We start from the raw sequence: 13,233 nt of genomic DNA on the forward strand, positions 1-13,233 counted from the left end.
GGAAACATCCGCCCAGGACTGCCTCTGACAAAAAAGAGCCATGGGAACGGCTGGCCGCTTTGCGCAGCATTCGACCGTTTGTTCATCATTGCCCGAAGCCGGTGAACCATTTTCCTTGCCTTACCGGTAGGCATCATCTTTAAGGACTTGACCTTCAGACGGGCTCCCGTCAACTTCCTGATCGGGGTGGGAATCTTGGCAAGTTCCGCAGTATCTTCAGTATCGGATGCGTCGCGTCCGCAACTTTTCGGTCAACTCGGCCCAGACATCTTCACGGTGTTTTCTGGCGGGAACCGGCTGCTATATGAGCGTGCGATCCTCGCCGTCTACGACGACTTCTACCGGTCCGACCTCCTGTTCCCGACCGAGGCAGAGGTAGTCAGCGTGATCTACAACTGCATCACGCGGGACCCTAGCCTCTGGGCCGAGGACGAAGCCGCCGTCGATCTCGACCGCCTCGTCACGCGGACCGGTCGACGGGTCAGGCGTCGACGCGTCGTAGGGGTGGACAATCAAGCCACCGGGACCGCGATCAGCCGGTCCCGGCACATCTACAACCGGATGCTGCAGACGGGCTGGCTGGACGAGGCGAGCTATGGCCTCAAGACGACCGTAGAGATGCCGTCCGGCGCGATGCGTCTCGCCGAATTCCTATGCTCAATGAAGGAGGGCGGGGCTGAGCAACTCGGCGGCCTGGTGGTGGAGGTGAGGAACGCGATCCGTGCGGTGCGCGAGAAGCCGGCCGAGAACGCTCTCGGCCTCAACAAGGCCGCCCAGGACTCGACACGTTTCGGACGCTACATGAGAAGCGTGCTCGCGGCCCTGCGGGAAGTTGATCGGCAGGTGCTCTCCTCGGACACGCTTGCCGAGCGGCTGCGACACTACTTCGAGGACTTCGTCGAGCGGGTGCTCCTGCGAGACTACACGTCCATCTCGACTACGGCGCATCCCTATCGGCATCGGCGGACCATTCTCGCCTCGCTCGACGAGTTGGAGGATTCCGAGATTGACCTGGCCGCCGTAGCCGACGCGTATCTTGAATCCCGGCTCGTTCCCGATGGGCAAGCGGCGCGCGACCTCGTGCAGGAAGACCTGTTCCGGATCCGCCGCGTGTTCGAACGGATCGAGGAATCCTTCGAGGCGATCCAGCAGCACCGGTCCAGGCTCGAGACGCGGCTGCGTAACGTGGTCAGGTACGCAGGGCGCCGGACCAACTTCCTCCAGCGCAGCGAGCATGTGATCCAGCGGCTCGACGATGCTCTTTCGCGGGGCGTGGACGATCTTGCGGTACTAGGATTGATTGAACCCCGGATGACCGTGGTTGCGCCCGAGCTCCTCGCGAAGCCGCGCGGTTCGCGGCCGGAGATCGCCGACGCCGACCTTGCCCTTCCGCCGCCCGATCCGATTCGCGAATTGAGGCGTCAGCTCGAGCGGGAATACTTGGATCGCCTGACCATCTCGCCGGCAAAGGTTAGCCGTTTCCTCGAAAGACGGGTACGGCCCTTTTGCGAGACCACGGCGGCTTATCTGAGAATCGAGACCGTCGATGATTTCCTGGCCTTCGAAGCCATCCGAGTGATGGTCGCCGGCGGCCTCGGTGCCGACGCCGACTCGCGGCTCGCGAAGACGCTCAAGGGCCGGTTCGAGTTCGCGGTGTCCGACGACGCAGTGTCAAACGAGTGGCTGGACTGCGGCGGCTTTCACGTGAAGCGCCTGGACGATAGCATCACTCTCGAGGTCGAGCATGCTGCTTGAGTTCAACGCCCTCGAAAACTCGAACCCGCGCGGTTTCCTAAAGGTCACGCAACTCATCGCACATCTGATGCGAAACCAGTTCGTCCACGTGGAGGACCGTGGGGCCGCGACGCTGCTGGAAACGCTGCACCGGCCGGAGCTCGCGAAGCTTGTCGAGGCTTACTTTGATGTTGGCGGCTACCGTCTCGTCCACCGGGAGACCGAAGGCTGGGCGGGGATCTTGCCCGATCCGGAGCGCACGGCACTGCCGCGGCTGCGCATTGATGAGACGATTGCGTTACTCATCATGCGACGGCTCTGGGAAGAGGCACTCCAACTCGGCGAAATCTACACCAACGGAACCACCCGCACGACACTCAACGAGGCGTATGCGGCCTATCAGGGGATAGTCGCCGGCAGCCGGCGCGCGGCGCTTGCGCCAAACGAGTTCCGCGACGTGCTCCGGATGCTCGAACGCAAGGCGATCGTTCGCCTTGGTGAGTTCGACGCGGACGCGCAGAATATGGATCTCGACATTCGCGCGCTCGTCACTAGCGTCGCCGGCGACGACTTCGTCGCGTCGCTCGAGCAGATCTTGTCGCGTCCAGTCGCCGCCACGCCCGACGCAGACGATCAGGTCGTGGGAGGCGAGGCATGATGGAACTGCGGCGCATCGTCCTAGTGAACTGGCACATGATGGTACGGGCCGACCTCGATCTGGCCGGCGATGCCGCCATCCTCGGCCAGAACCGATCCGGCAAGTCCACAATAATCGATCTGATACAGGCGATCATGGCCGGCGGTTCGTCCCGTCTGTACCGGTTCAACCGGTCCGCTGGCGAGAGCAGCGGCCGTTCGGACCGCACGCTCGGGGGCTACTGTCTCGGGCAACTCCACCAGGACATGTTCCTCAGGAACCAGGCTAGGAGCCACATCGCGCTTGTCTTCGAGGACACGGAAAGGCGGCGGATGCCTGTGAGTCTCGGGCTGTCCATTGAGGCCGCCCGCGGACAACAGACAGAGATATTGGGACGCTTTGTCGCCGAGGGTATTAGCGTCAACACCTCGATGCTGCTGGATATCAGCGAAGACGCACCCCGGCCGACCGTGTGGCCTGTCGTCCGCCGTCGGCTCGACCAGGCCTGCAGTGAAATGGGCGGTCAGCTTCTCACGCCGGACGACGCCAAGACGTTCATTCGCGAGTACATGCGCGCGCTGTTCACAGGGCGCCGCGCGTCGGATCCAGAGCGGTTTGTCCGCACTTTCGTGGCCGCGCTTTCCTTCACGGACATCTCCTCTGTCGAGCAGTTCGTGCACCGCTACCTGCTCGAGCCCAAGCCGATCGACATCGCCGAGCTACGCGATTCTATCCGCCGCTACCGCGAGATCCAGAAGACCATTGCCGACCTCAATCGAAGATTGGATGTGCTTCGCGCAATCCGCGCCCAGATAGAGGAATTCGATCGGCTTCTCGCCGAGGAACTTACCTGCCGCGCGATTGAGAGGACCGCCCTGCTGGTCGAAGGATTCGCCAAGCTGTTGACGAATATCGGTGAAAAGAGGTCGAAGGCGCACGAGCTTCATGTGGTGATGGAGGAGTTCGCGCGGATAGAGGAGGAAACAGCACATCAGACCGAGGCGCTATCATCCGTCCAGCGACAGCTCGCCGCGACCGGCGCGCAGGGACAGCGTGCCATCGTTGAGCAGGAGATTAGAGGGCTGGAGCGGGACCATGCGGGCGTCATGGAGCGCCTCCTGACTCGACACATCAGCGCTGCGCGCGCGATCCAACTCCTGGATTTGCGCGACAAGCTGAGCGTCATAAACCCAGGCGAATTGTTCCGCGCGCTCGAGCGCGTTGAAGAGGCCAGCCGTGGGATCGCGCCGCCAGGTTGGCCACGCGATCCGGCGAAGATGGACGAGCTGCTGGGTGCAGTCGCCGATGCGGCGAGCGCCCGGATGGAAAAGGCGACCGACCAACGAGACGAGGCCATCGTCTGGGTCAAGCAGCTTGAGGCTGAGGCAGCCGAGGATAGCAAACAGCTTGCCACCGCCAGACGCGGACAGATCACCCTCAATGCCGCAACCTCGAGACTTATGGAGGCCTTGCGCCGCGAAGGCATGACGCCACGCACACTCTGTGAGGTCGCTGACATAGTCGACGAACGGTGGCGCAATGCGCTAGAGGCGCTGCTCACCCGCGACCGCGAGGCTATTATTGTCGATCCAGAGCACGCGTACCGTGCGACCGAGATCCTGCGGCATGGTCGCGACGCTTATCCGGGATGCCGCGTAGCTAACACCCGCAAGCTCCAGTCGAGATCCACCGTGCCCGAAGGCGGCACGCTAGCTTCGATGATCCGCAGCGACGATAAGCTGGCCATGGCCTTCGTAGTCTTCAGGATAGGCAATGTCCGGCTTGCGGAGAACCAGGATGAGCTTCTATGCAGCGGCCGCGCAGTAATGGCCGACGGTGCATATTACGACGGCCTGATCACCGAGATGCGCCGGCCGGACGGCCTCAAGATTGGCCGGGCTGCGGCACCACTGATGGAGGCCACGCTCCGGGAGCGGATCGAACAGCGCTCGCAGTTTTTGAGGATTCATCTTGAGAAGAAGCGCTTCTTCGAGGATGCGATGCGGCGGCTCGAGGATTGCAGCAGACCGGTCGACGAAAAGGACAAGTTGGAAGCGCTCACATTGGCGCTGGGGGATCTGGCAGACAGGCGTGCCGACGCGCGGCGACGACTCGATCGGATATCGGCCCAGGTCGACCCTGAACTACTCGACGTGGAGAAGCGGTCGCAGGCCTCATTGAAGAGTCTCAAGACAGATCGCGATGAACTGATCGATAGTCGCGCGTCGCTCAGATCTAAGATTGAGGAGATCAACGCGAGGTTGGGCGCGGGCGAGCAGACCGTCGGCTCTTATCTGTGCCTCGCGCATCGCCGTCGACAGTTCCGCAGTGTCGTGAGCTCCGCGGCACAAATGCGATCACTCCGCGAGCGGTATAGAGGGCATCCGGCTAGAAATCCGGCCAGGATTGCTTCCGACATGGAGAAGGCTGCGGACGACGCGAAGCAGGGGCATCGGGAGCTTGGTCACGAGATCAGGGCGGCCCTTGGGAGGTATGCCATCGACTTCCCCGATGCCCTCGAGGGCTATGCGGACGTGCCGATCATCAGCACGGTGAAACCATGGGTATCAGACGGCATTGCGATGCTGGAAGACAACGAACTCATCCGGTACCGCGAGCAAGCTGACGAGGCGGCAGATCGGGTTTCGCGTCTCTTCAAGACGACCTTCATTCATGAACTGAACAGCCGCTTCGGGCAGCTTCATTCGGAGATGGAGAAGCTGTCGGCGGCGCTCCGTACACGCCCCCTTCACGGTGAGATCTATCGTCTGGCAGAGCTCGTCAAACCGGAGTTCGATGACCTCTATCATCTCGCCAAGGACAGCGAGACAGACGAGCGCGTGCTGGATGCTCTGTTCGGCCGGGCCGAGCCTCGCGACGAGCGGCACGCGCGGGCGCTCAGGCAGATAGAACAGCTTCTCGCCGACGAGTCCTTCGACTTTACCATCTTTCAGGACTACCGCAGCTATTTCACGTACGATCTCAGGATGCGCGACGTCGCCACCGGGCGGACGACGAGCTTCGACCGCCGACGCGGCGTGGCCAGCGGTGCCGAACGTCAGGTGCCGTTCTACGTCGTTATCGGAGCGGCCCTCGCCAGCGCCTACCACGGCGTCCGCCAGGCAACCGCTCCAAGCGATCTCGGAATAGGGCTTGCGGTGTTCGACGAGGCATTCAGCAAGATGGATGGTCCCAACCAGCGGACGCTGCTCGAATTCTACCGGGCGATCGGCCTTCAGGTCGTCATCGCCGCGCCGACCGAGAAACGCGCGGTCGTCTACGAGAACCTGGACTACATCATCGACGTATTCCGCAGCGGCGACGTTTCCCTCGCCGAATCCATCCGGGTCAAGGACCGCGTCCGCGAGGAGATGCGCGCCATCAACCCGCAGCACGCGACGGATGACGAACTCGCGGAGCGCCTTGGTCTCGAGGCTAAGGCGGCTGAATGAGACGGCGCGGGTTTTCGACCGTCATTTCACTCATCGATGATCTGCTCACGCGGCATGAACGCAACCCCGCCGCGCGAAACCTGATCGCCTTGATTGACAATGACGGCTTCGCCAACATGGACCTGCGGGACGCCTTCGATGAGGAACTCGCAGCGTTGGAGCGAGCAGGCGGGATCGAGCTGGTCCAAACCGGCCCGAAGACGGAGCGTCGGGTGACCGGTGCAAGGCTGAAGGATGCCGGGGTGCTCTACCGCAAGGTCGAACGACGGCCGGCTGGCGAACTGGCATACCGAGCCGTCTCAGAACTGCGGTCGCAGCCGGGGCTGCCGGCCGGCGCCGCCAGTTTGATCGATGACGCCGTCGCGGCCTGGACGCGGGGCGTTTCCCACATCGGAATTCGGAATGGAGACGGGCGAACGCTTGCAAACGTGATCGGCCTCGCCATCGCAGCACGCGGTCGCATGTCGGGCGATCCGCAGGGGGAGCAGGACTTCCGAACGTTCTCGCGGTTGACGGTCGGCGACAGTAAAGCGCTGGAGAAGAATATTCGGCAAGTCGCCGCAGCAATGGCGAAGATCTTCGTGGGCATGGAGGAGCAGACTCGCCTCGATCCGGAGGAACTGCTTGCCAGCGCCGGTATCAGGCGGTTGCCGCAACCAATCCTGCTGCACGGTGACGTATCGCTGGACGGGCGGTCCTTTCCGGCGATGCCCTATGTCGGAATACCTACCGACTGCGCCGGCGGGATCAGTCTCCTGACGAAGCCCGACTACGTCCTGACGATCGAGAACTTCGCGTCATTCGTCCGGCACATTCGTGAGGTCGCACGGTCCGAACGGGCCCTCATCATCTATTCCGGTGGCTTCCCTTCGCGACCGACGCTCGCGACGGTCACAAGGCTGGCGGCCCAAGCGCAGGTGCCGACGTTTCACTGGGGAGATATGGACGCCGGAGGGGTCCGAATATTCCGGCACCTCGAGAGACATCTTGCCGGTGTCGACATTCCGCTGCGCGCCCATATGATGAACGTCGAACTGCTCCGCCGCTTCGGGAGACCCGCACCGGGTGTGGCCGGTCCTGTCGGCGACATGCTCGCAAGCGCGATCGCGGGCTTGGCGGACCTCCTCACCACGAGTGGTCTCGTGCACGAGCAGGAGGAGTTCGATCCCATAAGCCCGATCACGGAGACTCTTGCTACCGCGGAGCTCGGAAAAAGCTACTAACGCTTGGGTGAGGAGGTGACGGCTGGGGCCGAACGACGGCGCTTCTGCTAAAGTGCGACAAATCTCAGGTGGCAGAATGGACGATCTCTCATGGCAAGATCTGCGCCACCTACTAGATAGCCAATTCAGCGGTAGGACTGGAAAATTGGCTGAATTTCTCATTCGCGACATGGTGACGTTGTTCCGGGATGATCAGTCGCTACGGGAGCATCTAAGGGCTGCAATCCACGATCCAGATACATTCGCTAACATCCGGGATTTTCTAGCTCTGAAGAGATAGACGGAGATGACCGCGGGATGCCATCAGAGCTGGTAGGCGGCACGGATCCGGTCTGCAACATCCTCTCGCGTCATATTCACCTTAAACTGCTCGGGGTTATAATCGACCTCCGCTGTCGCCAGCTCGACGAACGCCCGCATGTCTTTTGCAACGGTCTCGGGCAGCGGATAGCTGGCTTCGGGGCTTAAGACTTGCAGCAGCCGTGCCACGTCGTTGCGATGTTTTTTGATGTTCTTTTCGTCAACCTTGCCGCCCGCATCGCGCTCCCAGCTAAGGTCGAGCCACGCGCGGGCCTTGAACGGGATGATCGCTGCCTCGTTGAGCACCGGGATGCCGCCGGCATCGCGCACCATCGACTTGAGAAAGGCGTAATAGTCCTCGTCGAGCAGGATCGCCGACAGACTCGCGGCCGCTTCGTCGATAGGAAGCGGCGTAAGATGCGAGTCCTCGCAAGCGTCAGCCCTTCGGTCGACCGCGAGAACAGCTCGAGCATGGCAGGGAAATCTTCGGTCTTCGGCTTCTGAAGCGGTAGAGGACTTTCTCCCCCTGGCTTCGCTCTCTGATCTCGTACCCACCGTGCTCGACAAAGGCCCAGAAGCGCTCCGCGAAGGCAGCGTCCAGCGCCTCGACGATCAGCACGATGTCGAGATCCTTGGTTGCGCGGAAGTCCAGGCCGACCTCGTTCATGATAAGCTCGCAAGCGGCACCACCGATCAGCACATATTGATGTTCATCGCCCGCGAAATGAGCGCGGAAGCGGTCCACCCCGATCACCATTCAAACCTCTCCAATAGTTCTTCCGCCGCTTGCGCGACGCGTTCGTCCGTGCTCCCCCGAACACTGAGATACAGCGAGAGCCGATCTATGACAGCATCCCGCGCGAGGATCTGCGGGTCGTAGGTCCAGGTCTGAATCTCTAACCGGTCGTCATCGAACGCCGTGGCTGGGCTGAGTGCGAGCCTCTCCTTGAGGCGCTTCCAACGCATCGACAGAATGGCGCGCGTCTGGACCCTTGGCGCCGCCAGCATGGTGTAGCGGGCAAGCGCGCTCTCGCCAGCGAGCGGTGCGATTTGGTTTTCGACCCGGCCACTAACAAGGCGAACCTTGCGCACTGGGGATTGCAACCGCTCTTGGATTGCCTCCCATAGTTCGTGACCACCCAGAAGCATGTGCAGACGGCGTTGTCGGCCGACATGGCGAGCCTTTGCAAGTTGGAATGCCTCAAGCTCATCAAGTGTTCGGCTTATGCTCATGATCGACACATGGAGTCGCTCGGCAAGGTCGGTGAGGTGTTCCTCCTCAAGGGCGATACCCTGCAGGACCGCGAGGAGCACCAATTGCGTAGTAGGGCTGATCTGGTCGGCGGGGGCGATCGCGGTCGTCCGCGCTCGCTCGCGCAGGTCGAGCAATGCTTCCGGGACATAAAGCTGCGCACCCGGCGCGATGAAACCGATCCGCCGCTCCACCATCTGGCGCCGGACGGCGTTCGGCACATGGTCAAGCAGCAGCAGAATGAGATCGACGCCAAGTTGGCGACGGACAAGATCACGATGCTTGAGGTAATCCGTTGTGGCGCCTTGCCGGGGTTCGCAAATCGCCATGACAACCAGAGTGCGACCGTCCAGCAACCCTTCCCACAACATGTAGCGGTCAAGCACGAAGTGTGGGACGTTTGTAGGCGCTATCGGCGTGAGTTCGAGCCGCCGCCCGAAGGCGTGCTGGACATACGCTTCCGCCGCCTGAGCGAGCGCTTCTAACCGCGCGGCAGGAATTCTTTCTAACACCATGCTCCTATTTAACAGCGTTTCTGTTAAATATACATGCACTGTTAGGTATGGGTCGCATCTACGACACCGGCTCAAGAGAGAATAGGATTTCGACAAATCAGAGGGATCGGGCGCAGTGGATGATCGGCTGGAACGAAATCCTCCAACCGCTTCATCGTGAACAGCTGCTCCATGAACACATCGCTCCCGCGCATCGAACCGCTTCGCCAAGGTGGATCAGTAGTCTATGTTTGGCGTAGGTATTTCAGCAGCGTGCTAGGCGCCCGCCGCCACGTGCGGGCGACGCCGGCATCAACCGGCGGGCAGATGCGCTGAGGGCAACAATCGCGCCTGACGCAGCGCCGCCAGATCAGCCGAGCCGGTGCAGAAGCAGGCGACGGCCAACTGGCGGATGACGATCTCGAAATGCGCGACAACCGCCTCGGTGGACACCGTCGCTGCGCGCAGCACGCCGGCCGCCTGCCCGGCGATGTCCGCGCCCAGGTGGATGGCCTTGGCCACGTCGACGCCGTCGCGGATCCCGCCCGACGCGATCAGCTTCACCGTTGGCAGCGCCCGACGTACCGCCTGCACGCTGGCCGGGGTCGGAATCCCCCAATCGGCGAACGCCATCGCCACTGCACGGTCGGCGGCATCGCGGGCGCGCTCGCCCTCCACCGCGGCCCAACTGGTGCCGCCGGCGCCGGCGACATCGATCACCGCCACGCCCGCCTCGACGAGCGCACAGGCCACCGAGGCGGACAGGCCCGCCCCCACTTCCTTGGCCACGATCGGCACGCCCACGTTGCGCGCGGCGCGAGCGATCTGCGCCAGGACGCCGCGCCAGTCGCGGTCGCCCTCCGGCTGTACCACTTCCTGCAGCGGATTGAGATGGACGATGAGTCCATCGGCCTCCAGCGCATCCACCGCCCGGCGCGCCAGGTCCAGGCCGTCGGCCTCGCGCAGTTGCGCGGCGCCGATATTGGCCAGCAAGGGAATGTCTGGGGCCAGGCGGCGCAGCGCGCGCGTCAGCCCCTGGAAGTTGCGGGATTGCAGGCTCACGCGCTGCGAACCGACGCACATGGCGATCCCCAAGGCTTGCGCTGCTTCGCTCAGATGCTGGTTGACGGCCTCGGCGCGTGGCATGCCGCCGGTCATGGAGCTGATCAGCAGCGGCGCGCGCATGGTCTTGCCCAGCAGCGAGGCGCGCAGGTCGATTTGCGTCAAGTCCAACTCGGGCAATGCGCAGTGTTCGAAACGGATGTACTCCCAGCCGGCGACCGTGGCCGGCGCCGTTCGCCGATCCAGCACGATGTCCAGATGGTCGTCCTTGCGCCGGCTCAGGGCGGTGTCGCTCATGCTCGCTCCATCGTCCCATCGGGCGACGGCGTTGCGTCGGATCGGACCGACGGCAGCGCGCGCACGCCGCCGTCTCCCGCGCGTTCAGGCCGGCGCACGCTGGCCTCCCCCCGCACCGTCGCTGCGGTAGCGGCTGGTCGATGTCTGGTAGTACTGCGCGCGTATGGCCGCCATGGCCTCGATCAACCGTTCCCATGGCGCGGGAAAGCGTTCTTGCGTCATCACCCGGTGCAGCATGCGCGTATGGCCGGCCAGCTCGTCGTTGAGGAACTCCACCACTGGCATAGCCGGATAGCGCTGCAGCAGGATCGCCGCGTTGTCGGCCTCGCCGGCCGACCTGTCCTTGTCGCGTCCATGCAGATCGTTCTGCAGGCGCCCTATCGCGGAGATGAGCCGCAGGACCTGGCGAAACGCCGGACGCGCGCGCAAGGTCGCCATGTCCAGCCCCCACAGCAACGACAGGCAACAGAACACGTTCGCGTAGGCGATCGAATCGATGCCGTTGTGCAGGTACTCGGCGTAGGACCAGCGTCCCGCCCCTGCCGCCTGCGCGTGTCCGGCGTGCAGCGCCGCGCAGTAGCACTGGGTATCGTCGAGAAGCTGAGCATAGTCGCGACGATCGTAGGCGAGCGCGGCCAGCGAAGCGCGCAGCACAGCGCAGCCCTCGAAACCGGGGAGCGCGCACGGTACGCCCTGCCCCAACGCCTGCTCCACCGCGGCGAGCTGCTCCGGCGCGATCAGGCCAAGGTCGTTGCAATCGTCGAGCCAGAACAGCAGCGCCAGTTCGCGATAGAACGCCACGATCAGCGTTTCGTCCTGTGGATCGCGGCCGGTGCGGGCGCTGGTGTCGCGCAGGCTCGGTTGGATGCGCTGCAGGATGTACTGGCCGCCCCTGACCGCTTCCACGGCATGCTCGTCGGCGAACCCGGTCAGGGAACGCCCCCACTCCAGCACCTGCTGCAGCGCGCGTTCGGTCTGGATCATGGCGCCGCTCCTGGTCCCTCGGCCCGGACGCGCCGCCCCCAACGAAGCGCCAGCAACAACCCGGCAAGTTCGGCCACGCGCACGACCCGGGTGGGGCAATACAGTTCCTTGCCGATCCACAGCGGCGTCTGCGGCAGTGCATGCGCCGCATGGCGGGCGAGCATCCACTCCAGCGCACGCGCCACCGCCTGCGCGATGCGCCGGCGCCCTGTCGGCTCTTCGCTCCCGTCCATCACGTGCAACGCGAACAGCGCATAGGCCGTTTCCTCGAATGTGGACGCGCGACCGGCGCCCCAGCCGCCGTCGTCGCGCTGCGCCTGCAGCAGCGCCGCCAGCGCGCGCTCGTCGCGCCACTGGGGGTTGCCTTGCGCCAGCGCAGCGACCGCATGCGCGGTGGGGTACAGCCACGAAACGTGCCATTTTTCGTTGTCCCATAGACCGTGCGGGTTGCGATTGGCCTCGACGTAGGCGCTGGTGCCGGCGGCGGGCTTTCCCAACAGTCGCAACGCATGCAGGGCATGGATGTTGGTCGATACCGAGGCATTGCGCTCGCCGGGGAAGGTGACGAACAGCTCGCCGATTTCGAAATGGCGCAACGCATCGACCGCCGGGTCGCGGCCTGCAAGGCGCAGGACGCACAACGCAACGGCGGTGTCGTCCGCATCGGCCGCGAAGTGCAAGGCCGGGCCCAGACCGCGCACGCCCAGGCGGGCGTCGAGCTGCGCGACGATCACGCGCACCGCCTCGGCGAGCGCGGGATGCGCGAACAGCCCGGCCAGATGCAGGGTGTACAGCGACCAGCATGGCTCGAACACATTGATCGGCCAGACGTTGGGCACGACACCTTCGATGCCGCTGCGCGTCGCCCGCGATGCCGCCTGCAGATACGCGTCGGCGCGCCCAACCTGCGGCGTGTTCCCCTGTGTCACGGCGTGCGCACGCCACGCGGCGGTGGCCGCCGGACTGATGCCGATGCTGCCGTCGTCATCCGGGCATGCGGTGGTCGGCGACGTCCCCCAGGCTTCCCAGGAGTGCAGCAAGGGATGGCCGCTCGGCAACGTCGCCACTGCCCCCAGCTTGAGCAGGCACGCTTGCCGCAACGGCAACAGCGCCGGGTGGCGCGGAAACGCCACGCCGCCCAGCAAGGATGCGGCCTCGCCGCACAACTGCGGCAGGATCAGCTCCGCGCCGATCGGCGCGTCTTCCGGCACCGCATGCGCGTAGGGATCGGGCCGGCGCTCGAGGAACCGGGTTGCAGCCTGGACTGCGTCGGCAGCGCCGGGAAGAGGATCGGCACGCTGCAATGCCAGCAACGCCGCCCACGTGGGCGCATGGCGAAACAGCGGGAAGTCCGCGCTTCCCCATCCGCCATCGGTCTGTTGCTGCGCGATGAGCCACGCGTATGCGTCCTGGCGACCGGTGACGTTGCCGTGGAACTGCAGAGCTCGCGCGGTGTCGTAGACGGACGGACCGACGCTGCCGCCGTCGCTCATCTCGCTCAGCAGGTGGCGCAACTCGGAAAGGATCTGTTCGGACAGCGCGTTCAAGCGGGATGTTCCTTCTGCAGACGGTTGGCGAGAACCAGGATCGAGCAGTCGCGGCAGGCCCGTCGCGGCCCGGCGCAGGGGCAGCGCCGGACGGCCGCCCTGCTCCGGCGCGGCGACGCGCCGCGATGCCGGCGCCGGTCCGCCGCTTAGGCTTGCGCCGCCCGGGGCCCCGGCCCCCGGCGCACCCCCGCCCGACGGCCCCCCGGAAGGGGCCCCCAGGCCGCAAGACCCCCGCCCCCCCCCCCCGCCCC

General features: G+C 64.3%; 10 protein-coding genes. 4 read left to right on the forward strand and 6 right to left on the reverse strand.

What is annotated here, in order from left to right:
- The first annotated feature begins 195 nt into the window (after positions 1 to 195).
- From AC0L2C_RS28880 to AC0L2C_RS28895, 4 genes are all read left to right on the forward strand, one after another.
- Complete coding sequence (locus tag AC0L2C_RS28880) at positions 196 to 1,755, forward strand: Wadjet anti-phage system protein JetA family protein (RefSeq protein WP_473525032.1); 1,560 nt, start codon at positions 196 to 198, stop codon at positions 1,753 to 1,755.
- On the forward strand, positions 1,745 to 2,392 hold the full coding sequence (locus AC0L2C_RS28885; protein ID WP_473525033.1) for a DUF4194 domain-containing protein: 648 nt from the start codon (positions 1,745 to 1,747) through the stop codon (positions 2,390 to 2,392). Before AC0L2C_RS28880 ends, AC0L2C_RS28885 begins: the two co-directional genes overlap by 11 nt.
- On the forward strand, positions 2,389 to 5,823 hold the full coding sequence (locus tag AC0L2C_RS28890; RefSeq protein ID WP_473525034.1) for an SbcC/MukB-like Walker B domain-containing protein: 3,435 nt from the start codon (positions 2,389 to 2,391) through the stop codon (positions 5,821 to 5,823). Before AC0L2C_RS28885 ends, AC0L2C_RS28890 begins: the two co-directional genes overlap by 4 nt.
- A 116-nt stretch (positions 5,824 to 5,939) precedes the next feature.
- The gene (locus tag AC0L2C_RS28895) at positions 5,940 to 7,046 is read left to right on the forward strand and encodes a Wadjet anti-phage system protein JetD domain-containing protein (RefSeq protein ID WP_473525035.1); all 1,107 of its coding nucleotides are present in this window, start codon (positions 5,940 to 5,942) and stop codon (positions 7,044 to 7,046) included.
- Positions 7,047 to 7,349: 303 nt separating this feature from the next.
- Here AC0L2C_RS28895 and AC0L2C_RS28900 read toward each other — a convergent pair whose 3' ends face one another.
- The 6 genes from AC0L2C_RS28900 to AC0L2C_RS28925 form a co-directional block, all read right to left on the reverse strand.
- Entirely contained in the window at positions 7,350 to 7,679 is a 330-nt protein-coding gene (locus AC0L2C_RS28900) for a hypothetical protein (RefSeq protein ID WP_473525036.1), read from the reverse strand.
- A gap of 103 nt (positions 7,680 to 7,782) precedes the next feature.
- Entirely contained in the window at positions 7,783 to 8,103 is a 321-nt protein-coding gene (locus AC0L2C_RS28905) for a hypothetical protein (protein ID WP_473525037.1), read from the reverse strand.
- Positions 8,097 to 9,113 carry a hypothetical protein gene (locus AC0L2C_RS28910; protein WP_473525038.1) on the reverse strand — a complete coding sequence of 339 codons (1,017 nt, stop codon included), beginning with the start codon at positions 9,111 to 9,113 and terminating at the stop codon, positions 8,097 to 8,099. The genes AC0L2C_RS28905 and AC0L2C_RS28910 overlap by 7 nt, the downstream gene beginning before the upstream one ends.
- Before the next feature lie 291 nt (positions 9,114 to 9,404).
- Positions 9,405 to 10,451, reverse strand: coding sequence for a type 2 isopentenyl-diphosphate Delta-isomerase (fni, locus tag AC0L2C_RS28915; RefSeq protein WP_473525039.1), 1,047 nt, complete (start codon positions 10,449 to 10,451; stop codon positions 9,405 to 9,407).
- A gap of 84 nt (positions 10,452 to 10,535) precedes the next feature.
- Complete coding sequence (locus AC0L2C_RS28920) at positions 10,536 to 11,435, reverse strand: terpene synthase family protein (protein WP_473525040.1); 900 nt, start codon at positions 11,433 to 11,435, stop codon at positions 10,536 to 10,538.
- Positions 11,432 to 12,982, reverse strand: coding sequence for a hypothetical protein (locus tag AC0L2C_RS28925; protein ID WP_473525041.1), 1,551 nt, complete (start codon positions 12,980 to 12,982; stop codon positions 11,432 to 11,434). Before AC0L2C_RS28925 ends, AC0L2C_RS28920 begins: the two co-directional genes overlap by 4 nt.
- Positions 12,983 to 13,233: the final 251 nt, after the last annotated feature.

This window comes from Mesorhizobium sp. WSM4845 (genome assembly GCF_055811455.1).

Excerpts from the sequence above, each read along its gene's own strand:
- AC0L2C_RS28885 (WP_473525033.1), top strand. The coding sequence starts at position 1,745 with ATGCTGCTTGAGTTCAACGCCCTCGAAAACTCGAACCCGCGCGGTTTC.
- AC0L2C_RS28890 (WP_473525034.1), top strand. The coding sequence starts at position 2,389 with ATGATGGAACTGCGGCGCATCGTCCTAGTGAACTGGCACATGATGGTA.
- AC0L2C_RS28895 (WP_473525035.1), top strand. The coding sequence starts at position 5,940 with ATGGACCTGCGGGACGCCTTCGATGAGGAACTCGCAGCGTTGGAGCGA.
- AC0L2C_RS28900 (WP_473525036.1), bottom strand. The coding sequence starts at position 7,679 with ATGGTGCGCGATGCCGGCGGCATCCCGGTGCTCAACGAGGCAGCGATC.
- AC0L2C_RS28905 (WP_473525037.1), bottom strand. The coding sequence starts at position 8,103 with ATGGTGATCGGGGTGGACCGCTTCCGCGCTCATTTCGCGGGCGATGAA.
- AC0L2C_RS28910 (WP_473525038.1), bottom strand. The coding sequence starts at position 9,113 with ATGGTGTTAGAAAGAATTCCTGCCGCGCGGTTAGAAGCGCTCGCTCAG.
- fni (WP_473525039.1), bottom strand. The coding sequence starts at position 10,451 with ATGAGCGACACCGCCCTGAGCCGGCGCAAGGACGACCATCTGGACATC.
- AC0L2C_RS28920 (WP_473525040.1), bottom strand. The coding sequence starts at position 11,435 with ATGATCCAGACCGAACGCGCGCTGCAGCAGGTGCTGGAGTGGGGGCGT.